This is a genomic window from Methanosarcina sp. DH2 (assembly GCF_020804225.1).
In the GTDB taxonomy this organism is placed as follows: Archaea; Halobacteriota; Methanosarcinia; order Methanosarcinales; family Methanosarcinaceae; genus Methanosarcina.
This window is the reverse complement of record NZ_WJBI01000002.1, coordinates 356,318-381,373: the sequence shown is the minus strand read 5'-3', so window position 1 is coordinate 381,373 and position 25,056 is coordinate 356,318. Positions and strand designations below refer to the sequence as shown.

The following is a 25,056-nucleotide window of genomic DNA, read 5'->3' as shown; positions in this document are numbered from 1 at the left end:
ATATTGGAACTTCTTTATTATGAAGATTTCTACAGAGCCCGAATAAGTCCTTCAGTACAGCATCCAGCCCAAAGTAAGTGACAGGGTTCTGCAAAAGAAAAAGAGCCTGCTATCATTAAATCAGGCAGAATGAGGTATGTAATATGATATGGAAAGACCATGGAGAGTTGTTCCAGAGAAGTAAGAAAAACCCTATACTTACCGTTGATGATTGGCCATATCAAGCCAATTCGGTATTCAACCCTGCCGCAGCTATAGTTGACGGCCAAACACTCCTGCTGGTGCGTGTCGAAGACCACAGGGGTTTTTCTCACCTTACAGTAGCGAGAAGTAAGAACGGAATTGACGGATGGGAAATTGACACTGAACCTACCTTCACTCCGGACCCTCTAAATTACCCTGAAGAAATATACGGCATTGAAGATCCGCGTATAACTTATATAGACGAGCTGGGAAAATGGGCTGTGACATATACGGCTTTTTCAGACTCGGGCCCCTTACCAGCTCTTGCTTTCACTGAGGATTTCCGTAATTTTGAGAGAGTAGGGCCTGCCCTGCCGCCTGAAAACAAAGATGCTGCTGTCTTTCCTGTAAGATTTAACGGCATGTGGGCAATGATACACAGGCCCGTATCTGGTATGGGAGGTGGGAAGGCAAATATCTGGATATCTTTTTCCCCAGATATGAAATATTGGGGAGATCACCAAGTCCTTCTATATGCCCGGGAAGGCGGATGGTGGGACGCCCGAAAAATCGGGTTATCCCCGCAGCCACTGCATACACCTGATGGCTGGCTGATTATGTACCATGGGGTACGCCAGACATCGTCAAAAACAAGTTATAAGCTTGGGCTGGCGCTTCTTGACCTTGAAGATCCAAGGAAAGTACTCTACAGGTCAGAAGGATGGGTTTTTGGGCCTCGCGAAATGTATGAACGCAGCGGTGATGTTAATGACGTTGTTTTCCCCTGTGGATGGGTCCTGGTGGATGATGAAATCCGTATTTATTACGGAAGCGCGGATACTTCTGTGTCATTAGCTACTGCAAAAATGAGCGATGTCTTGGCGTATATGCATGAATGCCCAGAAACTCAATGCCCTGAGGAATATTACAGATGGTTTGAAGAAAACAGCGGGTTTTCAAGTGATGCAAAAAAAGGTGACGTTAAAATAAAAATCAAAAATGAAACTCCATCAGTGCGTGGTTGATGTTTTCATTGTTGGTTTCCAGTATTAAGCATAATTGCATTTTCGTGTACCGGAAGACTATCAAGGAGCGCAAGACCTTCGGCGTCGATAAGGCGCTGCGAGATCCCTGCGCCTAAAACTCTTCTTTTTTTCATCATCGAGATTATTCGCGTTATCTACACCGAACACAGGGATGGGATAGGGGCTCATCCTCAAGTTCTGATTCCATTTCTGTAACTCATCCATTGGGCTATCACAAGTCTGATTTTTAATGTGTTTTTTGAATTTCCATTCAAAAAATGTTTTAAAAAAATAAAGCATAAAGAACATTGTAATTTCATGTCATTTTTTGGGTCCTCAACTATTTTTTATGAGAAAAGGAGGAAGTGGAGTGGCTGAGTACTGTACATATGAAAAATATGTGTTTAAAAAGAAGCTTGAAACTTTAAAAAGTAAAATTGGAAGGAGCACAGAACTAATTTCCCTTTATATTCCTTATGATAAACAGATTTCAGATGTTATAAATCATTTGAGAGAAGAACATGAGCGGGCTTCGAACATTGAGTCTAAACTAACCAGCAATAACATACAGGGAGCACTTGATTCTTTGCTGGCAAAGTTAAGATATCTTAAAAAAATACCGGAAAATGGGCTAGTTTATTTTACAGGAGTTGTCGATACCGGAGCTAACAGGACAAGCATGGTAAACGAAGTCCTTATTCCTACGGAACATGTTATAGATTACATATATCACTGTGATTCCGTTTTTTATCTTGAGCCTCTTGAGGAAATGCTAAGGGAGTGCAGTACTTATGGGCTTATACTTCTTGATTTAAGAGAAGCTACTATCGGAATGCTTGTAGGTAGGCAAATTGAAGTTACTAAACATCTCCATTCTACTGTCCCTGGTAAACAAAGAAAAGGGGGGCAGAGTGCACATCGTTTTGAACAACTCAGACGCATTGCTATTCATGACTTCTACAAAAGAATAGGGTATGCCGCAAGTGAGGCATTTCTTGAAGTAGAGCCAGCTGAACTTAAAGGCATTCTTATAGGAGGGCATTCTCCAACTAAAGAAGAGTTTAATGAAGGCGAATTTCTACATTATGAGCTTCAGAAAAAGGTTCTTGGATTGTTCGATACAGGGTATACGGATGAATCGGGTTTTTCTGAGTTAATAAATGCAGCAGAAGATACGCTCCAGGGTATTGACTTAATTAAGCAAAAGAAAGATATGGAAATATTTTTTAAAGAAATCGCTACTGAGTCTGGTAAAGTATCCTATGGAGAAGACAATGTACGGGCGAATCTTGAAATAAAGGCAGTTGATGTGCTTTTACTTTCTGAAGACCTGCGATCTGAAAGAGTAACTATCAAATGCAGTGTTTGTGGATATGAGAATAAATGGACAAGAAAATGGAAAAACAATGAAGCTGTTCCTGTGGCTGGAAATTGTCCTGAATGTGGTTCTGCACTTGAAGTCACAGATGTTATTGATATTGTTGGTGAATTCTCAGAACTCGCTGATAAAGGAAATGCAAGGATTGCTTTTATATCAACAGATTTCGACGAAGGTTCTCAACTTATGATAGCTTTTGGCGGAATTGCTGCAATTCTTAGATATAGCACAGGAGTGTAGTTTAGTTCGTAAGTTTATTAGTTAATGAATTTATATAAAGAGCTCATCCTAAAACTCAAAATTTATCTCTCTGAGTCTAAATAATATAGAATCAACAAAGCTATTGATCCTGAAAATTGTATTAATATCCTTGTTGATGTGAGGACAAAATTAGTTTTGGGATGAGCTCAAATTATACAAATACACAGGATTTTTTTTCCGATCAAATTAGTGATTATATTTTTGGTTCTGGACAATTCATTGTTAAGAATTTCTTCATCAGTAAATCCAGGAAGAGCTAGATAATCATAAGAATGAATGGCTATGAGATGGCTTTCGTCATTTGCACGTTTGACAATTTCGCTGCCCGTTAGGTATTTGCCTGTATAATCTTGAATAGCAATGTTTTTCTTAATACAGCAGCCAAGGCAAAAAATGTAGCTTTAGCTCCATACTTTCTAAGCATATCAATAATGTATGGGGTTGCTCTACCGGGACCATTATCAAAGGTCAAAGCAATATTAGAGATGTTAGGATTACCTTTTACAATTATCTCGTTTGACATCATAAATACCTTGTAAGTTTTTGATTGACTTTTCCTTTTTGCCAGTGACAGCCCTACACCTACTCACTTCGTGAGCATGCGGGCGTGGAGGGAAGTTTCCAGATGGACTTTAAAGAAAAATTTGAAAACTAAAGACCTATCAGAAAAATCGATAAAGATATTAGTAAAAGTCACCTTTGACCTGATTTCTTGCCGCAACTCAAAAATAATGTAATAGAATTAGAGAAATTGAACGAAAATAAGAACCTAAAAAAAACAAGAAAATCCTAATAATTTTAGTGCGGGAGAAGGGATTCGAACCCCTGAACGTCTGCACGAACAGATCTTGAGTCTGCCACCGTTGACCGCTTGGTTACTCCCGCGCTTTTTGATCCAATTAGGTAAAGTTATAACTAGCATATAAAGCTAATCCTGTGAATAAGCTTATCCTGCTAATTTTTGAGTCAGGGGATGGTTCCAGATGATTTTCTCTCGTTTTTCGGCTTCAAACTTTCCGGTTCTCCAGGCTTCAAATTTAGTCAGGTTTAGAATCCTTCAGGCTTCCCTCACGAACTGTTTACATGGACCCAGTCGAGGTACTCCTGTTCCCCTTTAACTTCCCAGAATTCAATGGCAGGCAGCTCGTAGGTGTGAAGGAATCTTACGGTTTCGATAATTTCGTCAAGGCGGGAAGAGTCAGTTTTAACAAGCAGGGCTATTTCGTTTTGCTCTTCTATCTGTTCGTTCCACCTGTATACTGAAAATATGGGAAACATGTTTACGCAGGCTGCGAGCCTTCTTGAAACCAGCTCTCTTGCAATTTCCGATGCATTTTGCATACTTCCGGCTGTAATGTATACGATCCCTATCATGAAGCAGGCACCTCGTAGAAAGTTATTATAACCACAAATGTACTGGGTATTTACTGAATATTATTATTCGTGTAATTATTATCTATGCCTTTAGGCATAAAAATTGACCTTTATAATTGACCTGTAAAATGACCTTTAAAGTAATCTTTAAAATGACCTGTGAAATTATCTTTCCGGCGAACCGGAAGCTGTAACTTCCATGTACATTTTTATATAATTATGATGTATTATTAAGAAGCCAGATCTCCTCACGCTATGTAATAATGATCAACTAAAATGTATTTATATTAAGATAGACTACCGGATTAACAGCATTAATTAATTGAATATATGCCTGCTCCCAATGACTCTACTCGAAATAACAGCTTGAGATCTGCAAGCCGAGTTCAAAGGTTACTGGCGCTAACTTCTTTATTGAAGGTATGTTCTATATACAGTTGTTATCGATTAATGTTTAGTCGATCGACGTTTAATCTATCAACATTTAATCTATCAACGTTTAATCGTCAATAGACAGTTAATTGCTGACAGACATGAATCGCCAATATACAATTATCATCAATATTTAAGCGATTAACATTCACAAGCAGTTAATATTCACAATCCAAAGCCTATAATTGGTTCAGCTTAATTATTTCGGAGAATTTCCTTGAGTGGTACAAGCATTGCACTTGGTATTTTTTTAATGTACTGGTTCCTCATCTCCTTTCTTGATAGAAAGGGTATTCTGGAGAAGTATAACATAAGCACTTTCGGGCCTCTTCCTATCCTCATGATCAGGACAACAAAGGGTCTTAAACTACTGGACATTCTTGCCCGCCCGAAACGTTACTGGAAGGTTTTTGCAAACATTGGGATCCTTATGATGTTTGCGGGCATGATTGCCATGTTCCTGGTTATTGCTATTTCGGACCTTGCGCTTTATACCTCTTTCCTGAATAACAATGTGCCAGAGCCTGGGAAATATAATTCTGCCAGGAATATCCTGCTGATCCCGGGTGTAAACGAGTTTATTCCCTTTACCTGGGGAGTGATCGCCCTCGTAGTTACTCTTGTAGTGCATGAGTTTTCCCATGCAATCCTGTGCAGAGTTGAAGGCATCAGGGTCAAATCCATGGGAATCCTGTTTGCCCTTGTCCCTATAGGGGGTTTTGCGGAACCTGATGACGAACAGTTATTCGGCAAAAAAGAGGAAGTAAAAAAGGAGCTGCCGTTAACTGCGTCGATTGATGAAATCGAAGAATGGGAGCAAAGGGAAAGAAAAGAAAAAAAGCTAAGAGAGATACAGAACGGGGAAGCAGCCATCCTTGCACCTGAAGAAAAGAAAGCTGCACCGGAAGTAATCGCCACAAGGACCCAGAGAGCCCGTATCCTTGCTGCAGGGGTTATGGCTAACTTCTGTGTTGCATTTATCGCTCTTTTGCTCTTTTTCGGACCTGTGCTCGGGGCAATTGCTCCTCTCAGTGATGCGATGATAGTGGGCATAAATGAAAGTTCTCCAGCTCAGCTTGCAGGGCTTCAGGAAGACATGGTAATTACGCAGGTTGACGGTACAAGCATCACTACAGGAATGGATCTCCTTAACTATCTAGAGACAGTCGAACCCGGAGACTCTGTACGCATCCATGCCTCAAAAGATAGTGTCGTTTCAGTCTATGATTTAACAGTTCCTTCTTCTCCGGAGGAATGTTTCAATGGAGTGCCTGTAGGAGGAATTGTGGAAGGGAGTCCTGCAGAAGCAGCAGGAATAGAGACAGGAATGACAATGCTCCGGATTAACGATACAAGGATGAGAAGCATTGCGACTTTCGTTGACTTTATGGAGGGGACCGAGGCAAACCAGACCATAGAGGTAGAGGTGCTGCCTTCTGCAAATTATACAGGTGACCTTACCGAAAACGGCACTGCTGTCTTTAACGTCCAGCTGGCTCCTCATCCCTCGGGAGGTGAAAGTGGCTTCCTTGGAGTTATGTACGGGAATGACGGAATTCTGGAGTGTCCGATGCTCGGAGTTTCCATCTGGATGCCCCAGGCAAAATTCTATCTTGAAGCGCTCAAACAGATCCCTTCCCTGCTTTCCGAGCCAGTAGGATGGATCATTCTTTTCGGGCTTCCGATATACGGATTTGCAGGTGAGGGGTTCCGCGGCTTTTCAGGCACAATAGCTCAGTTCTACCAGCCGGTTGGCTGGGCAGAACCTCTCGGAGTCGGAATTTTCTGGATTGCAAACTCTCTGCTCTGGATTGGCTGGCTGAACTTTTATGTAGGCCTGTTTAACTGCCTGCCTGCGGTGCCTCTTGATGGTGGGCATGTGTTCAGGGACTATACCTATTCCTTCATATACAGGTTTACGCGGAATGAAGGAGTTTCGGAAAGGATCTCGAACTCTATCACAGCAAGTTTCTCCATGCTGATCCTGTTCTCATTCCTCTTCATGATATTCGGGCCTTTCATAGGACAGTGGATCTGAACAGGTCGAATTGAGAATAGATCAAATTGAGAATAGATCAAATTGAGAATAGATCGGAATGAGAACAACGTCATTAACTTAATTAAGTCGGAAATCTGCCGGAAAGCTGGAATTAAGACTTCTTTTTCCGGCTTTACTGATTTTTTTGATTCAGGACTCCTTTTTTCTATTGCTCCTGTTTACTTTTCCTATCTCTCTTCGAGATTTCCTGTTCCTTTGTAGTAATATTCCGGGCTGTGAGAAGAAATTTTCAAGTAACCTTCAAGCTAAATTCTATGAACACATAGAGATATTAATAAAGATTATAAGGTATTTTCACGTAGTTCAGCAGCAAAAATAAGGCAGGGCACTGAAAATGTTTTCTTCAGAAAGAAAAAAGACGAAGCGCAAATCAATGTTTAGGAAAATAATGCGCAAAAGGCTCAATCTGGCATATAAAATTACAGCTCTTCTCTTGCTTACTATCTATGTCCTGCTTTTCAAATATATTATGGTTCTTGAGAACCAATTAGAAAATGCAAACGCTATCACAGCTATCTATTGGGCTACAACTACCGTTGCGACGGTAGGATACGGCGATGTGGTCTTCACTTCGCTTCCGGGAAGGGTTTTTTCCATAGTGGTACAGGTCATGGGAATTATTCTTATCTCAGGCTTTCTTGCAACTTATGTTATCACTCCCTGGATGGACAAGGTGATCAAGTTCAGGATGCCCAGGAAAGTTCCTTCTGGCACGAAAGACCACATTATTATCTGTGGATACAACCAGCTGGTAGAAACCCTGATTGATGAACTGGCAGAGCAGGAGATAACGTTCATAATAATCGAAGACGAAGAAGACCTGATCAAAGAACTTGTTTACAGAGACATCCCCTGCATTTTCGGGACTCCAAGTGACAAACAGACCCTTATTAATGCAGGTATTGAAAAAGCCCGGGTCCTTATTGCCAATAAGTCCGACGAGAGAAACGCAAACATCGTACTGACTGCAAGAGAGTTTGAGCACCTCAATATTATTGCCATCGTTGAAGACCTGTCTAACTCTAAATACCTTAAATATGCTGGTGCAGACATGGTCGTTTCTCCTAAATCAATGTTCGGGCAGTTTATCGGGAGAAAGGCTATGGATAGGCTTGTAAGCAGGGTAACAGGGGCAACTGAAATCTTTAAAGGAGTGCATGTTACTGAATTTCCTGTCTATCTCAAGAGCCCTCTTATAGGCAAAACCCTTAAGGAAGTTTCCAGCCAGAAGCTGACAGACGCAAGGATAGTGGGAATCTGGAAAAGTGGAAACCTCTCTTTTAATCCTGAAGAACATGATGTCATTCGGGGAAACTCTGTCCTGCTGGCTGTAGGGACTCCTGAGGAGCTTTCGAAGCTAAAAAAGCTCACACATTGATCCTCAGCCTGAAACTATGGATTGTGCTACAGCATAATATATGTCCAGCATAATATATATCCAGCGCAATATCTGTATCCAGCACAATATATGTATCCAGCACAATACATGTATCCAGCATAATACATGTATCCAGCATAATATAATCAATTTCATCAGTTTAAAATCATAAATTCCAAATAAAACTAACTATCGGATAAATAGTCGGATAACGCTAAACACCTAGCAAGTTAATCGCAGGATAACGTTTACTGTGAATGATTTAACATTTACTGTAAGTGATATTATATAAATAATTATTCAAAATTTGTTTAAAGACGGGGAGATTCAAGATGGAGTCAAAAGGGCATCTTGTCGTACTTGGATATGGAGACGTTGGAAAGAGCATTGTGAGTGAACTCTCTGGAGGACTGTTCCGTTTTGTAGTTGTTGACTCTAATGAAAAAGTTTTTGAGAATATAGAGTTTGAACATCTTGTGGGCAACGGAGCAGATGAGGAGGTTCAGATCGCAGCAGGAGTAAAGACCGCATCCTTTGTGTTTGTAGCCCTTAATGATGATACCAATGTTATTTTCGCAACCCTTATTTCCAGAGGACTGAATCCTGAAACTACCATTGTGGCAAGGGCAAACTCTGTAAAATCCATAGATAAGATATATAAAGCAGGAGCTGACTATGTCGGGTCTCTTTCCATAGTTGCAGGACAGATGCTTGCTAAAATGAGTGCAAATTGCATCGGGAAAATCTGCAGGATTGATGAAGATATAATGCTTTACGAGGGCATAGAAATTGAAAAGCACCATATTGAGAAGGGATCTTTCTTTGACAGAAGATCAATAGAAGACCTGGACCTCGAAAATAAAATCGGATGCACGGTAATAGGTATTGAGCGTGGAGGTCTAGTCTCTACTACTATTAGCAAAGAGATTGTACTCCATGCAGGGGACATAATTGCAGTTGCAGGAAGCAGCAAGCAGATTTCGGAGTTTAAAGAGAAATATCTAGATTAATGCACCTGCATGCACTCAATTAGAGTCCGGTTTTAAAAAGTTCTGTTTTTAATATTTTCCTCTACTATCGATTTCCATATCCTGTATTATCAATTTCCACGTCCTGTACTATCAATTTCTGTCAGTTCCTATCCCACCAGCCCCCTTTACTTCAGTTTCTGTAATTTTTAAAGGTATTTTACTTTCTGTCAACTTATTTTAGTTTTTCAGGAAATAATATATTGGTTGAAACATAACATAATAAAAAGAAACTTACTTTTTATAGTAAGTAAGAGATTAACTTATCTTGATGAGAAGCTTATCGCGTTTAAAAAACTTATCGCGTTTAAAGATGTGATAGTATGGAGAGTTTGTCTACCGGAGTAGAAGGGTTGGATTTGTTGATAGAGGGAGGGTATCCTAAGGGAAAGAGTATTCTGATTACCGGCCCTCCTGGCTCAGGAAAAACCATCCTTGGGCTTCATTTCCTTCACAGGAGCTGTCAGGAAGGCCGAAAATGCATACTTGTTCTTACCAGAGAACTCACTGAAGACGTACTCACTCAGGCGCGGAGCCTCAAGCTTGACCTGGAGCCTTTCCTTGAGAACAAGCAGCTCAGTATAAGGAATGTATTCGAAGACAAAATGAACAAGATCAAAAGCACCTCTAAATTCGGAAAAGGCCTATGCGCCGTTGACACGGATATAATTGAATATCTGAGCTCCATGTCTTCGGAGGTTGATGTTGTGGTCATTGACAATATCGGAGTAATGGCCATACACCATGACATCAGGGAGTTTGCAGATGAGTTCAGCTCGATAAGCATCATCCTCCTGAAAAACGGATGCACAAGCCTCTTTATAATGGACGAGGACTCTTACGAGCTGACTCACAAGCTTACAGGTTACATGGTTTTCGGGCTGATGAGGCTCACAACACAGGAAAATTACAGTTCGGGAAAAACGAAGCAATATCTCTACATTGAGAAAATGAGAAATACTCCAGTTCCGGTCAAGTATTCTCTGTTTGATATAACCCCGCAGGGGATCAGAGTTATCGCAGGGATGAAATCAACTGTAGGATGAAATCAACTGTAAAATGACCCGATTTAATTTCCTGAATGTCCCTTCAAACAGAAAAACTAACCTCTGAGATTAAGGAAAACAGAGTAAAAAGGAGATAGTAACTGAGGGTACACAGGATAACGGATAGACAGTTACATCTGCATAGCTTGCCATCCCGAATTGCGCCTCGGGAGTACGCGTCCTTTTCGCTACGCTTCGCTGCGCTCAGGAGGACTAATTTATTGGTTATAGCAGTTATCCTTGCTCAGGAGGACTGATTAAATTGGGTTGAAATTTTATGGAAATTTGACTCTAACATTAATTAATAAGTTAATTGAGCTGGATGTCCTATTATATATCCGTGAAAACTGTTGTTTTTAGCCAATAAAAGGATTTGAGAAGAAAAAGGGTTCATCCAAAAAAAAAGAGTTCATACGAAAAAGAGTTCATATGAAAAGGAAATTCGTATATGACCTATTAAGGCATCAGGTGAAGATGACTGAAATATATTATGCTTTTATGATAAATTCACAGCAGTCATTCCTGTTTCCTATGGTTTTTAGGGCTTCAAGGCTGCAACCTGAGTCTACTTTCAATGTTATGTTTGAAAAAATCTTCCTGGTTAGTGTGCAAAGGATAGGGTTTTTGCGGGCTTCTTCTCCTTTCCAGGGGCATTTTGTTCCTTTGACTATCCAGAGCTTTCCACTTTCACCCATAGTTGAGGAAAAGTTTCCGCCCAGCTGGTTCATGATATCGGCGCAGACATTTCCTGCGTAGGCAAGGTCCATTTCCCTGTCCTCAAAGTGGTACATATCAAGAAGAGTTTTCTCAACCATTCCTGTCATCTGATTTATTATAACCTTCTTTTCTTCATTGGAGACAGACTGGAGAAGGGTCGGAATTACGGCTGTAAGGATGCTCTGTACTCTGTTTTTTACTTCTAGACTGTCACGGTCAGCAACGAGCCTGTCGTGAAGGCACTTGACTCTGAGCAGAGATTTTACCCTTGTCTTGAGTTCAAGCCTGTTTATGGGTTTTGTGAGGAAATCATCAGCTCCAACTTCAATTCCCCTTATCCGGTCTTCAAGTTCCGAGAGGGCTGTAAGCATCAGGACGGGAATGAACTGAGTTTCCGGATTTTCCTTGAGAATTTTGCAGACTTCGTAGCCATTGAGCTCTGGCATCATAACATCCAGAAGGACAATGTCCGGTTTTTCTTCCAGAACCTTCTGGAGTGCTTCTTTTCCACCGTAGGCAGAGATTACTTCATAAGGTTCAACTGCAAGGTAGGCTTCCATAAGTTCTACATTTTCCTTCATGTCATCTACGATCAGGACTTTTGGTTTGTTTTTCTTATTCAACAAGGCTTCCTCCCTCGGGTTCATGAATATTGATCCCTTCAGATGTTATTTCAAAGACAGACATATCGGGAGAAATAGGAGTGCTGCGCATCTTGGGTATGCACAGATATCGTTCCATTTTTCCGAGATAAGCATTTTCTTTTACCAGGAGACGAATAGAACCATAGACTGAGTACTCAGCAAGCTGGTGAGTCAGATTGTGTGCTGACTCGTCCATGATTAGAAGAGTAGTGCAGCCTTTTTTTCTCACAAGGTAGTTCAGTCCGTCAAACTGGTCTCTTAGCCTTTTTTTGGAAACTCTCAGGGCAAAAGTTCCCAGGTTATCTATGACCAGGCATTCTGTTCCTTCATGTATGAATTCTATAAGGTTAGGAAGTTCAATATCAAGGCTTTCAGGCTTAAAACCATATCTTGTCTGCCCTATACTTTCGGAACGGCTCTCAAATATATTTTCTATACTAAGCTGCCCGCTCTCGTAGTAAGGTTTAATGTCATGCCCCAGCATTTCTGCCTGGTAGAGAATGTCTTCAGGAGTTTCTTCTGTTGCGATTATCAGGCATTTTCTGCCTTCAACACAGCTCCTGTGAATGAAATGGATTCCGAAAATAGTCTTTCCGCTCCCTGCCACACCTGTTATTAGGGTTGCTTTATTCACAGGATAGCCTCCACTCAATTTCCTGTCCAGCTCCTCTATACCTGTTGAAACCCTCTCCATTTTTGTAAACCCTCATTCTTCTGCGTACTTTGCCCCATTTCTACCCGCGACATCAGACGGAATTTAATTTGTTATACAATAGATTGTAAGTTATAGAAAATATTCAAATAATCTTCAGATCTTCTAAAGAGTTTTCTAACTTAATACACATATTCAATATTAGTTCACAGCTTGAAACAAATAACATTCTACTTAATTTTATTAATTAAGATAAAGACCGTTCTGACTTCTGCATTCCAATAATGTATAATGATATGATATCGGAAATCATTTCTATATATTAAAAGAACTTTTGTAATATAAAAGTTATGTTTGTGGTGTATTTCTTTTTTTCATTAATACTTCTACTAATTTTGACCTGGCTTTGAACCATAAATTTCCTCTTTTTTTACGTAATCTGCGGTCATTTATTTAGTCTGTATGACTTGATAAATATTTTCATTACAGGGAAGCTTTTGAACTTATTCTTTTTTTCTGTCCCCCTTTCTTAATTCTGAGAGAAACCTTTAATATAGATAGTTACTATCACTACTTCTGCACCATGGGCTCGTAGGGTAGCCAGGATATCCTAATGGGCTTCGAAGTAAAATTATTACGAAGATACCCATTGACTCGTGTTCGAATCGCGGCGGGCCCGTTAATCTATTTTGATCTGTAATTTATTTTTGATCTGTTCACCCAATTTCAGCGTAAATTTCTTCGATACAGGTTTTCTTCATCTGAAACTTGATTTTGAAAATATTATCATTTCATCATTTTTGGAAATTTTATCATATATTTTGAGGTTATCCTATCATTGTGTGAAAAAAGTATTTTATTCTCCGGATTTTTGTAGAAAAAGAGACTTCAGGAACTGAAAAAAAGAGGCTTCTGGATAGAAAAATAAGCATGAACAGTTAAAGAGGATAAAATGGATTGATGTAGAAAGTCCTGAAGAACTGGAGGAAGCCTTCCATGTCCGCAGGACGGTCTTCATAAAAGAACAGAAAATCTTTATAAAAGAACAGAAAGTCTTCATAAAAGAACAAAATGTGCCGGAAGAAGAGGAATTTGACAGGGCAGACTTAAGGCCCTATCATGTTATTGTGTATGCAAGCACCATGCCAGTAACCACGTGCAGGCTTTTTAACGATGGAAAAACCTGTGGTTTATCGGAAGGATTGCCATCCTGAAAGAATGCCGGAGAAAACAGGTCGACAAACTCGTTGTGAAGAAACTTCTGGAAAGAGCTGCCGAACTGGGAGCAGAAGAAGTTCATGCGCACATGCAGACACATACAACAGGCTTTTACAGGAAATCTGGCTTTGTTGCTTATGGAGATCCCTTTCTCGAGGGAGTATCAAACACGCATCCATACTGAATAAACTATAATTCTGGTTAACCAGGTCAGTTAGATCAGGTTAATCAGTTCTGGTTCATTAGTTGGATTGCCTGCAAACCTATCGAGAATATGTTCTATTATATTTTTATTATACAGATAATTACTTATCTACTGAATAAAATTATATGTCATGAGCTGGTGCGGAATAAATGCGGTAGATAAGGCTATTTCAAGAACAAGAATAGCCCTTTTCGAACCTTTTGACTTCTGGAAATGGGCAAAACTTGCAATAATTATTTTTTTGCTTGGTGGCATTGGGTCCAATTATGGAGGCTCGGGCACCAACTACCAAACGGGTTTCGATAATTACGGAAACGATTTTCCTAATATCGAACCTGGTGAGATACCTGGCCTCCCTTCCGAAATATCAGGGCCTGGTCTTAATTACATTCAATCTGTATCGTCCCTGGCAATTATAGCTGCAGTAATATTTTTCATTCTTCTGTTAGTTTTGATTTTTTCTTATATTTCCAGTGTCATGGAGTTTGTTTTTGTAGAAGCCCTGGTTAAGAATGAGGTGCGCTTCTGGGCATATTCAAAAAAATTCATGGGAAAAGGGTTCAACCTGCTGTTAATACGTTTAGCCCTTACATTTGTTTTTCTTGTGCTCTTTATGTTGGCTCTGCTGCCTTTTATCCCCGTACTTCTTGATGAGTCCCCTGATTTTGCCCTGCCTGCTATTGTAGGTGGAGTGTTCTGGTTTTTTGGCGCAATTATTTTGCTTGCCCTGATCGGCGCAGTAATAAACTCCTTCTTAAACCTTGCAATTCCCCTTTCCATTTACAAAGAAACCGGAATTCTTTCGGCTTTCCGGATGATCTATAAAAATTTCAGAAAAAGCTGGCAGGAAGTGCTGGTTTACTGGTTTATCAGGTTCCTTCTGGGAATTGGGGTAACCGTCCTTGCAATAATCCTGTTCGGGCTGTTAATAATAGCGTTAATTATTATTTTCCTTATTGTTGACGGGGTCCTTTATTTCCTCTTCTCGACCTTTATATCAGAGCCCTTTAACTGGATACTCCTGATTCCCTTTGTCGTTATAGAAATGCTTCTGACCTTCGGGATTTTAATGTTTCTGAGCGTACCAATCGCAGTTTTCCTGAAGTACCACCTCTTGAGCTTCCTTGAAACCTGGTTTGTCGGGGCAGACATCCCGTTTTTTGACAAGCTTCCCATACAGCCGGAAACAGGATTCGAGACAGGATTAAGTGGGTCGAAAGAATACGCACCTGAACAGGGTGCATCCGAATCAGATGGATCTGGATCAGGCGGATCAGAACCGACTGCTTGAGTAGGACTTCTAATTTTAGGGAGCCTTATTGAAGATTTAATTTTTTCTTAATGCTCCCGGTTACTTTAATGAGAAGCGCTAAGTAAACCCCGGCAGCTATCTTTTTTACCCTGTTACCCTGATCTATGTTCAGAATCCCTGTTTTTCAAGTTATAATATACCTTCCTGATATTAACTATATCTTGGTAAACACCACACGGGTCTATCTGTATCCGGAAGGATAAAATCTAGGAGTTGATAATTGTGAAACAGGAGTTCATTGAAAAGTATTATCTGGGCAAAGAAGTAGAAATTGATATTGGGGGAAATACAACATACAGGGGAATAGCTGCAGAATGCAATGACGGAGTCCTGAGCCTTAAATGGACTATAAAAGAAGAGGGCTACACCCATATTGATATAGAGAGAATTGCTGTAATGTGGAGAACCCTGAAAAAATAATATACTCCAAAATTTTTCCCTTATATACGAATTTAACCCAGCAGTGGAGATGGCTGAAGTCTTTTCAGTTGCTCTACTGCTAAGTTCTATTTCTACATTTCACCTGAGTTTAATTAGTTCTCCTGAGCGAAGCTTACTGCTATTATTCTATATCGTGCTGTTGCACTTGCAATGCAACTCCCAGGAAATCAAATATTTCCTGTGATCCTAAGCGAAATTATGGAAGTAGAATCTGTTATTTTTATAAATTAGTCTGCTTGAACGAGCGAAGCGAGTGAAACAGACCTCGTGCTCCCGACGCGAAACTCGGGAAGCGAAATTATGGAAGTAGAATCTGTTATTTTTATAAATTAGTCTGCTTGAACGAGCGAAGCGAGTGAAACAGACCTCGTGCTCCCGACGCGAAACTCGGGAAGCGAAACTCGGGAAGCGAAACTCGGGGGAGCCAGACATTATTTTTCTTTTCACTCAAAAATAGGTGATCCACAGCTAGTCGGTTGATATTACTACAGGGCAGCCTACAGCTAGTCGGTTGATATTACTACAGGGCAGCCTTAATGGCATTTTTTAACCTTTCTTTATAGACGTCATGCGCGGCATGGCTTATCGGCTTCGATCAAATTAAGGATCAATCTTCAACTGCACCGGATAAAATATAGTATCAAAATATCAACTGCTTGACCGTAGACGACCCAAAAATATCAACCATGTAAAATTGCACAACTGCCTGTCGTTATATCGCAAAAAAGACAATTGAAGTTCTATTCCGGCTGAGTGGAGATAGCTCTCTACAATGACCGTTTAAAAAGTAGCCATTATGACCATTTCGCATAATCATAATGGCCATAAGGGTTGATTATAGCTCCAAAGAGATATACTCTATCTGAGTCAGTAGTAGACCCAGAATTTAGCAGCACCCGAACCCGCGGAATCCATGCCTGAATCTAAACGGGAAGAATTTAAACGAGAAGAACTTAAATGGGAAGAAAAACATTACAATTCCCTCCGTCTTTTAGTCTGTCCTTGTTCGTCTTTCCGTTATGCTTCAGTCTTCTGCAGCCGAAATTATACACTCCATATTAGGAAAAAACTCCACAGAGACCATGTTTAAGCTGAAATATTCTTCTTGGTGTGTACCCGGGTTAAACCTTTTATCAACCCCCACATAAGTATATACTCACGGCAATTATTTTTGAAATTATTCTTGAGACTGAGTTTCATTGGAGGAGCAGATTTAATTTTAATTGCCAGAGAGTATAAAAATAAATAATAATAACAAATTATATAAAATTACTAGAATGAAGTCTCCTTACCATTAATAGACTTAGAAAATTCGGGTAAATATCCGGCTGAAATTGTAGTTTTACTCTTTTTCTTAATTTAGAAGTTATAATTCTCAAAAACTCTCAATAATGTCAGGATACTTAGTCTTTAATTTATTATTCTGGTAAGAAAGAAAATTTTACATGATAAATAAGCTCTATTTTACAATTAAATCCATTTAAAACCCTTAGTAATGGTTATTTTTGTTGAAAAAAAGACTAACATTTTATAATACTAAACATCAAAACTTCAGCCTTTTTCTTTAGAAAAAGAGTTCTTTTAGAAAAATAATTAGTAGTTTCTGTTCCGGTTGAGTAGAAATAATCTTTACAATGATCACTTAAAATGTAGCCTTTATGACTATTTAAAAAGATCTTCATAATGGCCATTAATCATTAAGGACACCTTCGAAAGAGATATACTTTATCCGAGTAAGTAGTAGACCCAGAATTTAGCAGCACCCGAACCTGCGGAATCCATGCCTGAATCTAAACGGGAAGAATTTAAAGGAGAAGAACTTAAATGAGAAGAAAGGAAACATTATAATTCCTTCCGTCTTTTAGTCTTTCTTTGTTTATCTTTCTGTTATGCGTCAATTACATGCAGTTGAAATTATACATCCCATATCAATAAAAATCCCCGTAGAAACTATGTTTAAGTTTATTATGGCGCACTTTCAAAGTGAAAACTCATAGAAGAATAAATATGCATAGTCATCAATTCAAGAAAAGACAAATTCTCAAAAATTATCCTTCATACCTTGAAAAATTGTCCTTCATATCTTGAAGAGATGACTATGGATTCTGTTTCTTTCGCATCCAGTAATCCTTTCAGGTTCAGTAGTTAATAATTAGTCGTCTCAGCACCAAGAACGGCAACGGCTAAAGTGTTTGAAGCGACCGCCGAATTTACGCCAGGGATCAAAGCCGCCGCATCCATAGCCGCCGCCATAGCCACCATAGCCACATCCAAAGCTCTTGAAACTATCAAATTTACATCTATCGAAACCATATCCTCCGTACATTATATTTACCTCCGTGGTTTTACCATATTTTATTTAGCTTAATTATGTATTCTTTATATTCTTTTCATCAGCACCGGCCGAAGCGACGGCCGTAGTGCTTGAAGCGATTGAAGAATCCACCGTAGCCGCCGCATCCATAGCCGCCGCCATAGCCACCATAGCCACATCCAAAGCTCTTGAAACTATCAAATTTACATCTATCGAAACCATATCCTCCGCACATTATATTTACCTCCGTGGTTTTACTATCTTATCGTTGATTCTACTATATTCTTTCAATACTCGTTTACATACTGGAAAGGATGATTTTTAAGATTGGTATATACTCTTATATGGTGTGTACCTTTCAAGTTAAACCCTATCAACCCCCAGATAAGTATTATACTCATGGCAATTTTTGGAATTATGATACCATTCCGTTCGGAGAGGAGCAGATTTAGTTTCAATTGCCATAGAGTACAACTAAAATAGTAATAGTAAATTATATAAAAATACCAGAATAAAATCTCCTTACTACTAATAGACTTGGAAAATCCAGATAAACACTCGGCTGAAATTACAGATTTACTATATTTTTTTATTTAGAAGTTACAATTCTTAAAAAATCTCAGTAATATCAAGACATTTAGTCTTCAATTCGTCATTTAGATAGAAATAAGGGTTTTTAAGCATAAGTAAGTCCCATTTTCCAATTAAATCGAATTAAAAAATCTCAAAATAGGTTAATTTTTTTGAAAAAAATGAATAACACTTTTTAATTATGGACTATACAACTTCAGTCATTTAATTTAGAAACAAGAAATTCTTCAAGCAGAGAAGTATTCAATTGGCCTGTTTCAATTAATCCTATGAATAAAAACTTGAGGATTTGCCAATTGACTGCGCAAAGCCTATATAAAAAGCAGAACTTTGCTTTTAAAGATCTGAAGTCCTGGATAGTTTCATTCCAGCTTCGATTTTTTATTCCTGATTAAATTTATGTCCGAGCCTTCAAAATCAAATCCAGTAAGTCGAAGAAACAAGAATCACTATAATTAAAACCATAATTTTTTTATCAATCTCAAGCTAAGAGAAGAAGCATGGAAAAAAACGGAAAAACGGAAAAACGGAAAAAAGGAAAAACGGAAAATAAGGGTTATAAAAGCAGTAGCTACCCTGATAATCATACCAGGATCCCTGAAAAAAGGAACTTATAGCTGCAGATTCATGAAAAATAAGAATTAATAGCCATCAAATCAAAATAAAATGTCCCGGGAACTTATCCATTATATTTCGAAATGGTGGCTAAGGAAACCATTTCTTTTCAGTTTAAGCAGTTAACATTCTTCTGCATCAAGTGTTATTTACCACCAGGCTTTAATGTAAAGCTTGGTGGACTCATAATAGAACTTTACGTTGCTGTAGTAAACGGTAAAAAATGCCATTATATTTTCCTCCAGATTTTAGCGTATCCTATTCTTACCTGTCTTGCATATTCCTGTACATCGTTTAGAAAAGATGGTTAAGGAAACCATTTCTTTTCAGTTTAAGCAGTTAACATTCTTCTGCATCACGTGTTATTTACCACCAGGCTTTAATGTAAAGCTTGGTGGACTCATAATAGAACTTTACGTTGCTGTAGTAAATGTTTAAAAATGCCATTATATTTTCCTCCAGATTTTGGTATATTTTCTCATACCTGTCTTGTATGTACTTGCCTTGTATATTCTGTACAATATTTGGAAAGAATGGAGTTTTGTATGTACTTGCCTTATATATTTCTATACGTTATTTGGAAAGAATGGAGTTTTTAAGTTTAAATTAGTCTTCTTATAATGTAGCTACTCCTGTAATCAAACCCTCTATCAACCCCCAACATCAAGATTATACTCACAGCAATTATTTCCAGAAGATAGTCTGGTTATTAATTTTGTTTGGAGACGCACAGAATTAATTTTAATTGCCAGTAAGTATAAATAAATATATAACCGTAAATTATATAAATTCAACAGAATAAACTCTACTTACCATTAAATAGTTCTTGAAAATTCGGATAAATCCAGTGGGGAAAAAGTGATATACTTACAAATTTAATTTATAGTTTATATATTTGCCAGTTTATCCATAGAATGGAGTTTTTAGCTTTTTTTTCTGGAAATAAAGGAAAAATAAAGGATCTATTAAATTTCGGTGGTATATTAAAGCAGCTTAATGTAATCTAAATCCTTAAATATCCCTAATTTGGCTCAAAAAATGGATAACCCTCTATATTTATAAACAACTCAAATTCAGTTTTTTTCTTGGAAAGTGTATTTTTCTCTAAAACGTAAATTATTAGTCAATCAGCAGGTAAAGAATTTTGAGTTTGTTAGTTCATTTCGCCACCATCATCAAAAATAGCAATTAGCCCTCTAATTCATAACATCCCAATAATACATCCCGATTAATTCTTTCGTCTATTTTAACTTCTTTAATCGGGTTTATAGAGACCCTAAAATCAAATCCAGCCTTATGCAATCAGCCCCAAAGTTCCAGGCTACAAAAACGTAGCGGACTCTGTCAATGAATCCTTTAAATTATGTGCTTTACTGAAAGGCCTGGAAAAAATCAAATAATATAGAAAAATACCTCCAGGTCTGAGAAATAGTCCCATGAACTCGAAAAATTGCTTTTCGATTCATATGGTACAGGATGCCTGCGCCAGATTGTCTGGCTGCCTTCCTAATTACGGACCCGAATTCTGAATTGGAGTAGGAATCATTTTTTTGTTTATATTCAAAATATCAACTATGTAAAAGCGCACGATTATCTTCGTTTATATCGTAAAAAACAGTTTATATCGTAAAAAACAGTTTATATCGTAAAAAACCTCGCGGGAACAAAATGATCAGCTTATAAATTTAATTTATATCCTATTAATTTGCCAGTCTATCCATAGAAAAAAGCTTTTAGCTCTCTTTTCTGCAAATAAGGGAAAAATAAGGTAGTTTAAGTGAATTAAAAATACAGGAAAGCAATTAGGTCTGATCTAAAGCCTTAGGGCTTAAGAATTTAACTGAAAAAAATGAGTATCTCTTCTATTCATGGAGTATGCAAGTTCCCTTTTTTTTATTTAGAGGTATATTTTTCCCAAAAAGATAGACTATTGGTCAATACTCACACGAAATAATTCTTTTCTGTCCATTTATTAAACTTTAATTACCTACTTAGCCTTCCGCCAATCTTTCGCCTTTAGACATTCAGTCTTGCGATTAATTCCTTTGCCCACTTCAATTTCTTTTTCTTAATCGGATTTACATCTGGATCTTCAAAATCAAATCCAGCCAGCATAACACTTTTAGCCCCGAAATCTCTGGCTACAAAAACACAGCGGTCTCCGTCACTGAATCCGCCAAAGTTATATACTTTATCGAAAGGCCTTGCCTGGGTGGTTGCAATAAAGCGCCTGAACCGGGGCACATATCTCTCCAGCTTGTCCATGTTGTCCCCGTGGGCATGGATGAGAACAATGGAGCCCCTGGCACAGGCAAGGATCTCTTTTTCTATATCAGCTTCGGAATTGCCGTCAAGGTCGGTACAGATGACTTCAGGTACGCGACCCATATCCATAAGAACAGCAGCAGCTCCGTCGGCTGCAATTATTACAAAAGCAGATAAATTGATTTTCGAAAGCTCGTTTCTGAGTCCGGGGGCGTTTCCGCAGGCCAGAACAGGCTTTCCTGAAATTGTGTCTTTGAGTTCGGAAAGGCTCGCAGTATTTTCCCTGGTCAGTAGGAAGGAAAGGAATCGGGCTGCCTCTTCATCACCTGAGCGGTCGAACCCGAAGTCTTCAAGGATTCTTTCGTAAATTGGCTCCCAGGCAGCAAAATCCATATTAATAACTCCTTTCCTGTTTTTCGTTTCTGAACTTAGATTTTCTTACTGAGTTGCTTTTCTAAACTTAATTTCAGAGTTTATTCTTCTGGATTATTTCTTTGCAATTCCCATCTTCATGGCAATGCCTTCGACGTCCCATTCCTTTACAAGGGCTCCGGAAACTTCGATCCCGCTGCCGAGGTCAAAGACATCGGCTCTAACCTCTTCTGCAATCATTTTTTTAAGGGTTTCAACGAGTTTGAAGACCCTTTCGTCTTCGATCCGTACAGAGGCGCGGATGTTTTCGTCCACAATAAGATCGAGTTCCTTACGCATGTCCTGGAGCCTGCGGATAACTTCCCTAGCATATCCTTCAGCTTCGAGTTCAGAGGTGAGGTTTGCGTCCACATAAACAAGACCTGCATCGGATTCGGCACTGGCTGTACCTTCAGGCAGGGTTTCTTTAAAGTTTGCCATGCCCGGGGTGACTGTGACAGTGGTCCCATCAGTCAGGGAGAGTTCGAATTCCCCTGTTTCGGCAAAGGCTTTCCTTAAAGCAAAACCATCGACTTTTTGCAGGGCAGGGATAACTTTTCCGGCATCTTTCTTGAAGACAGGCCCGATCTTGCCCGGGTCAGGGATGACCTCAAGCCCGAGTTCGTCCCAGCTTTCGCCCATGCCTGTTAGAACGATCGCCTTGGAATTGGTCTGGTCCATAAGGACTGAGCGCAGCCTTTCGACAGCTTTTGCTGTATCTTCATTCTCAGGGGACACAACAATTCTGGATATGGGCCATCTGAGTTTTCTTCCTGCTTTCTGGCGGGCGTTTGAGGCAGCTTCCACAATAGAACGGGCAGTGCTCATAGCTGCTTCAAGCTCAGGGTCGAGATAGGTTTCGTTAACTTTCGGCCAATCGCACATATGGACCGACTCGGAAGCGTTCGGGTCCACATTCCTGATCAGGTTCTGGTACATCTCCTCAGCCAGGTAGGGCATGAAAGGCGAGATCAGTTTTGTGATGGTTACGTATACCTCGTAAAGCACACAGTAAGCTGCAAGCTTGTCCGGGTCGTCAGCTTCTGTCCAGGTCCTCGGGCGGATAAGCTGGATATACCAGCGTGAAAGGTCTTCGAGAGCAAACTCCAGGATCTCACGGACTGCTTTATGCAGCAGGTACCCGCTCATGGCTTCATCTACGGCTTTTACAACGGACTGGGCTCTTGAGAGAATCCACCTGTCTTCCTCACGCAGGGCATCTTTTACGGAATCAAGGCTGACCTTCATGGGATCAAAGTTGTCAAGAGCCATATACGGCAGCGGGAACCTGAAGACGTTCCAGAGGATGTTAATCGAACGGTGGATGGTCTCTACTTCTTCCAGGTTGAACTTCAGGTCGTCCCAGGGAGCGCTTGAAGAAAGCACATAGGCACGCAGGGTATCTGCCCCGAACCTGTCGATGATGTCCAGCGGGGAGATTACGTTTCCAAGGCTTTTGGACATCTTTTTTCCGCCTGCATCAAGAGTAAAGCCGTGCATGAGCACACTCTTATAAGGAGCCCGCCCAAAGCCAACCATGCTTGCTCCGAGCTGGGAATAGAACCAGCCGCGTGTCTGGTCGTGTCCTTCGGTAATGAAGTCTGCAGGCCACCATTCATCAAACTGCTCGTGCGTCTGCGGGAACTTCAGGGTAGCCCATGAGGCGACAGCCGAGTCAAACCAGACGTCAAAGACGTCCTCAACACGCTTTTTCTCCCCTCCGCACTCACAGGGTACAGTGACTTTGTCCACATAGGGGCGGTGCAATTCGATATCAGTGCCGCTTAATCCTGCTTTTTCAAGCAGTTCGGCTTTTGTCCCTATTACCTCAAGCTTTCCGCATTTCCTGCACTTCCAGACAGGGATAGGAACTCCCCAGTAGCGCTGCCTGGAGATGCACCAGTCCCTTGCGCCTTCGACCCAGGTCCTGAAACGGGCTGAACCTGCCCAGTCAGGGTACCAGTCAACGGCATCGATCTCTTCGAGCATTTTATCCTTGATCTCGGTAACCTTGAGGAACCATTGTTCGGTTGCAAGGTAGATGATAGGAGTCTTGCAGCGCCAGCAGTGCCCGTATCTGTGCGTGACTGTCCCTTCGGCAAGGAGCCTGTTGCGGGCTTTGAGGTCTTCGATGACAATTGGGTTTGCTTCTCTTACGTTCTTGCCTTCGTATTCCCCGGCTTCTTCGGTATAAGAGCCGTTCGGGCCTACAGGACAGAGGATAGGGAGTTTGTGCTTCACACCAACGTTAAAGTCGTCCATACCGTGCCCTGGTGCTATATGCACACAGCCTGTATTTTCTACGGTTACGAAATCTGCAAGGTAAACGCCGTGCTTTATCTTATTCTGCACAGGCACGAGATCCCCAACAGGGCTTTCGTACTCAAGCTTTGTGAGCTCTTCCCCGAGCATTGTCTCAAGGATTTCAAAGTCTGCATACCTGCCCTGCTTGAGGACATTTCTGATCAGGTCTGTGGCTGCGATAAGGACTTCTTCCGAGCCGTCCTGTCTGACCGCTTTGAATTTCGAGTATTCGTAAGCCGGGTGAACAGCCACAGCCACGTTGGCTGGAATTGTCCATGGGGTTGTTGTCCAGATAACAATGAAAGTGTTTTCCTCGCCTTTAACCTTGAATTTCACATAGATAGAAGGATCAGTCCGCTCGGAATATTCGACTTCGGAGTCTGCAATTGCAGTCTCACAGCGCGGGCACCAGTTTACCGAACGCTTGCCCATATCAAGGAGGTCCTTTTCATGGGCCTGTTTGAGGGTCCACCAGGCAGCCTCGATGTAGTCGTCTTTTAAGGTCATGTAGGGTTCTTCCCACTGCATCCAGACCCCAAGCCTCTGGAACTGCTCGGTCATTGCCTGTTTCTGCGTGAGGGCAAATTCTTTGCATTTCTCAATAAAGTTCTCTACTCCGAAGCTCTCGATATCCTTCTTGGACTTGAAGCCGAGCAAACCTTCGACTCTGACCTCAATGGGCAGGCCGTGCATATCCCAGCCCGGGCGCTCAAGGATATTGCGGTTATTCATGGAGTAATAGCGGAGAATGGAATCTTTAATAATCTTATTCCAGGCAGTCCCCAGGTGGATGTGTCCTGTAGTGTACGGTGGGCCGTCAACGAAAAAAAGCCTTTTTCCAGTCTTGCGGTGCTCCCGGGTTTTCCGATAAGCGTCGCTGTCTTCCCAGAACTGCGTTACTTTTTTTTCTATTTGTTCTGCATTGTATTTGGCAGTGATTTCCTTTATCATATGGGGGTCTCCCTGATGAAAGATAAACTAAAGTAAATAGACTGAGGTAAATGTCGTCGATAAAAACCCTTTCCTGCGGTTGACAGACGACTATTGATACTGCTAACCAGTAAGTAAACTATTAACCGGTAAGCAGTTACAATACCAATACTGATAATACTAATATTGATAGTATACCAATACTGATAATTTTAATGCTGATAAACTACGGCTGGCACTGATGACAGGTAAGCGCTGGTTTCAGGGTAAATT

General features: G+C 40.3%; 21 protein-coding genes and 2 tRNA genes. 12 read left to right on the top strand and 11 right to left on the bottom strand.

The window, feature by feature from the left end; translation table 11 throughout:
- Positions 1–143 precede the first annotated feature (143 nt).
- The gene (locus FXV91_RS05555; protein WP_229389241.1) at positions 144–1,208 is read left to right on the top strand and encodes a glycosidase; all 1,065 of its coding nucleotides are present in this window, start codon (positions 144–146) and stop codon (positions 1,206–1,208) included.
- A 5-nt stretch (positions 1,209–1,213) separates the two neighbouring features.
- Here the strand turns inward: FXV91_RS05555 and FXV91_RS19700 are convergent, their stop codons facing one another.
- Positions 1,214–1,345, bottom strand: a complete 132-nt coding sequence (locus FXV91_RS19700) for a hypothetical protein (RefSeq protein WP_255679936.1) — start codon at positions 1,343–1,345, stop codon at positions 1,214–1,216.
- 233 nt (positions 1,346–1,578) lie between these two features.
- Here FXV91_RS19700 and prf1 point away from each other — a divergent pair, with 233 nt between their 5' ends.
- Positions 1,579–2,826 (top strand): peptide chain release factor aRF-1, encoded by a 1,248-nt coding sequence (gene prf1, locus FXV91_RS05550; protein ID WP_229389239.1) that lies wholly within the window; start codon positions 1,579–1,581, stop codon positions 2,824–2,826.
- Between the two features lie 167 nt (positions 2,827–2,993).
- On the opposite strand, the gene FXV91_RS20185 is transcribed toward prf1, so the two are convergent.
- From FXV91_RS20185 to cutA, 4 genes are all read right to left on the bottom strand, one after another.
- A complete protein-coding gene (locus FXV91_RS20185; RefSeq protein ID WP_345945477.1) occupies positions 2,994–3,164 on the bottom strand; it encodes a hypothetical protein in 171 nt (56 codons plus the stop codon).
- An 11-nt stretch (positions 3,165–3,175) separates the two neighbouring features.
- Positions 3,176–3,373 carry a polysaccharide deacetylase family protein gene (locus FXV91_RS05545; RefSeq protein ID WP_229389237.1) on the bottom strand — a complete coding sequence of 66 codons (198 nt, stop codon included), beginning with the start codon at positions 3,371–3,373 and terminating at the stop codon, positions 3,176–3,178.
- A gap of 276 nt (positions 3,374–3,649) precedes the next feature.
- Positions 3,650–3,732: transfer RNA gene (locus FXV91_RS05540), tRNA-Leu, on the bottom strand.
- A gap of 183 nt (positions 3,733–3,915) precedes the next feature.
- Entirely contained in the window at positions 3,916–4,221 is a 306-nt protein-coding gene (cutA, locus tag FXV91_RS05535) for a divalent-cation tolerance protein CutA (RefSeq protein ID WP_229389235.1), read from the bottom strand.
- Between the two features lie 649 nt (positions 4,222–4,870).
- Here cutA and FXV91_RS05530 point away from each other — a divergent pair.
- The 4 genes from FXV91_RS05530 (at position 4,871) to FXV91_RS05515 (ending at position 10,164) form a co-directional block, all read left to right on the top strand.
- Positions 4,871–6,691 carry a site-2 protease family protein gene (locus FXV91_RS05530; RefSeq protein WP_229389233.1) on the top strand — a complete coding sequence of 607 codons (1,821 nt, stop codon included), beginning with the start codon at positions 4,871–4,873 and terminating at the stop codon, positions 6,689–6,691.
- A 409-nt stretch (positions 6,692–7,100) separates the two neighbouring features.
- Complete coding sequence (locus FXV91_RS05525) at positions 7,101–8,090, top strand: potassium channel protein (protein ID WP_229389231.1); 990 nt, start codon at positions 7,101–7,103, stop codon at positions 8,088–8,090.
- A gap of 332 nt (positions 8,091–8,422) precedes the next feature.
- Entirely contained in the window at positions 8,423–9,100 is a 678-nt protein-coding gene (locus tag FXV91_RS05520) for an NAD-binding protein (RefSeq protein ID WP_229389229.1), read from the top strand.
- 341 nt (positions 9,101–9,441) lie between these two features.
- Positions 9,442–10,164: an RAD55 family ATPase gene (locus FXV91_RS05515; protein WP_229389227.1), complete on the top strand. Its 723-nt coding sequence runs from the start codon at positions 9,442–9,444 to the stop codon at positions 10,162–10,164.
- Positions 10,165–10,652: 488 nt separating this feature from the next.
- On the opposite strand, the gene FXV91_RS05510 is transcribed toward FXV91_RS05515, so the two are convergent.
- Both FXV91_RS05510 and FXV91_RS05505 read right to left on the bottom strand, forming a co-directional pair.
- The gene (locus FXV91_RS05510; RefSeq protein ID WP_229389225.1) at positions 10,653–11,528 is read right to left on the bottom strand and encodes a methanogen output domain 1-containing protein; all 876 of its coding nucleotides are present in this window, start codon (positions 11,526–11,528) and stop codon (positions 10,653–10,655) included.
- Positions 11,497–12,219, bottom strand: a complete 723-nt coding sequence (locus tag FXV91_RS05505; RefSeq protein ID WP_229389223.1) for an ATPase domain-containing protein — start codon at positions 12,217–12,219, stop codon at positions 11,497–11,499. Before FXV91_RS05505 ends, FXV91_RS05510 begins: the two co-directional genes overlap by 32 nt.
- Before the next feature lie 543 nt (positions 12,220–12,762).
- Here FXV91_RS05505 and FXV91_RS05500 point away from each other — a divergent pair.
- From FXV91_RS05500 to FXV91_RS05480, 5 genes are all read left to right on the top strand, one after another.
- Positions 12,763–12,856: transfer RNA gene (locus FXV91_RS05500), tRNA-Arg, on the top strand.
- A gap of 394 nt (positions 12,857–13,250) precedes the next feature.
- Positions 13,251–13,391: a hypothetical protein gene (locus FXV91_RS05495; RefSeq protein WP_229389221.1), complete on the top strand. Its 141-nt coding sequence runs from the start codon at positions 13,251–13,253 to the stop codon at positions 13,389–13,391.
- Positions 13,361–13,579, top strand: coding sequence for a GNAT family N-acetyltransferase (locus FXV91_RS05490; RefSeq protein WP_345945476.1), 219 nt, complete (start codon positions 13,361–13,363; stop codon positions 13,577–13,579). Before FXV91_RS05495 ends, FXV91_RS05490 begins: the two co-directional genes overlap by 31 nt.
- A gap of 151 nt (positions 13,580–13,730) precedes the next feature.
- The gene (locus FXV91_RS05485; RefSeq protein ID WP_229389218.1) at positions 13,731–14,891 is read left to right on the top strand and encodes a hypothetical protein; all 1,161 of its coding nucleotides are present in this window, start codon (positions 13,731–13,733) and stop codon (positions 14,889–14,891) included.
- A 243-nt stretch (positions 14,892–15,134) separates the two neighbouring features.
- Positions 15,135–15,332 carry an MM0924 family protein gene (locus tag FXV91_RS05480; protein WP_229389216.1) on the top strand — a complete coding sequence of 66 codons (198 nt, stop codon included), beginning with the start codon at positions 15,135–15,137 and terminating at the stop codon, positions 15,330–15,332.
- 2,166 nt (positions 15,333–17,498) lie between these two features.
- Here the strand turns inward: FXV91_RS05480 and FXV91_RS05475 are convergent.
- On the bottom strand, positions 17,499–17,666 hold the full coding sequence (locus tag FXV91_RS05475; protein WP_229389214.1) for a hypothetical protein: 168 nt from the start codon (positions 17,664–17,666) through the stop codon (positions 17,499–17,501).
- Between the two features lie 55 nt (positions 17,667–17,721).
- Entirely contained in the window at positions 17,722–17,889 is a 168-nt protein-coding gene (locus tag FXV91_RS05470; protein WP_229389212.1) for a hypothetical protein, read from the bottom strand.
- A 1,067-nt stretch (positions 17,890–18,956) separates the two neighbouring features.
- Here FXV91_RS05470 and FXV91_RS05465 point away from each other — a divergent pair.
- Positions 18,957–19,184, top strand: a complete 228-nt coding sequence (locus FXV91_RS05465) for a hypothetical protein (protein WP_229389210.1) — start codon at positions 18,957–18,959, stop codon at positions 19,182–19,184.
- A gap of 1,705 nt (positions 19,185–20,889) precedes the next feature.
- Here FXV91_RS05465 and FXV91_RS05460 read toward each other — a convergent pair.
- Positions 20,890–21,531 carry a 6-hydroxymethylpterin diphosphokinase MptE-like protein gene (locus FXV91_RS05460; protein WP_229389207.1) on the bottom strand — a complete coding sequence of 214 codons (642 nt, stop codon included), beginning with the start codon at positions 21,529–21,531 and terminating at the stop codon, positions 20,890–20,892.
- A 93-nt stretch (positions 21,532–21,624) separates the two neighbouring features.
- Positions 21,625–24,804: an isoleucine--tRNA ligase gene (ileS, locus tag FXV91_RS05455; RefSeq protein WP_229389205.1), complete on the bottom strand. Its 3,180-nt coding sequence runs from the start codon at positions 24,802–24,804 to the stop codon at positions 21,625–21,627.
- Positions 24,805–25,056: the final 252 nt, after the last annotated feature.

Coding starts and splice junctions, on each gene's coding strand:
- FXV91_RS05515 (WP_229389227.1), top strand. CDS start 9,442: ATGGAGAGTTTGTCTACCGGAGTAGAAGGGTTGGATTTGTTGATAGAG.
- FXV91_RS05475 (WP_229389214.1), bottom strand. CDS start 17,666: ATGGTTTCGATAGATGTAAATTTGATAGTTTCAAGAGCTTTGGATGTG.
- FXV91_RS05520 (WP_229389229.1), top strand. CDS start 8,423: ATGGAGTCAAAAGGGCATCTTGTCGTACTTGGATATGGAGACGTTGGA.
- FXV91_RS05460 (WP_229389207.1), bottom strand. CDS start 21,531: ATGGATTTTGCTGCCTGGGAGCCAATTTACGAAAGAATCCTTGAAGAC.
- FXV91_RS05510 (WP_229389225.1), bottom strand. CDS start 11,528: ATGAACCCGAGGGAGGAAGCCTTGTTGAATAAGAAAAACAAACCAAAA.
- FXV91_RS05485 (WP_229389218.1), top strand. CDS start 13,731: ATGAGCTGGTGCGGAATAAATGCGGTAGATAAGGCTATTTCAAGAACA.
- FXV91_RS19700 (WP_255679936.1), bottom strand. CDS start 1,345: ATGATGAAAAAAAGAAGAGTTTTAGGCGCAGGGATCTCGCAGCGCCTT.
- FXV91_RS05470 (WP_229389212.1), bottom strand. CDS start 17,889: ATGGTTTCGATAGATGTAAATTTGATAGTTTCAAGAGCTTTGGATGTG.
- FXV91_RS05465 (WP_229389210.1), top strand. CDS start 18,957: ATGGTGGCTAAGGAAACCATTTCTTTTCAGTTTAAGCAGTTAACATTC.
- FXV91_RS05545 (WP_229389237.1), bottom strand. CDS start 3,373: ATGATGTCAAACGAGATAATTGTAAAAGGTAATCCTAACATCTCTAAT.
- cutA (WP_229389235.1), bottom strand. CDS start 4,221: ATGATAGGGATCGTATACATTACAGCCGGAAGTATGCAAAATGCATCG.
- ileS (WP_229389205.1), bottom strand. CDS start 24,804: ATGATAAAGGAAATCACTGCCAAATACAATGCAGAACAAATAGAAAAA.
- FXV91_RS05555 (WP_229389241.1), top strand. CDS start 144: ATGATATGGAAAGACCATGGAGAGTTGTTCCAGAGAAGTAAGAAAAAC.
- FXV91_RS05505 (WP_229389223.1), bottom strand. CDS start 12,219: ATGGAGAGGGTTTCAACAGGTATAGAGGAGCTGGACAGGAAATTGAGT.
- FXV91_RS05525 (WP_229389231.1), top strand. CDS start 7,101: ATGCGCAAAAGGCTCAATCTGGCATATAAAATTACAGCTCTTCTCTTG.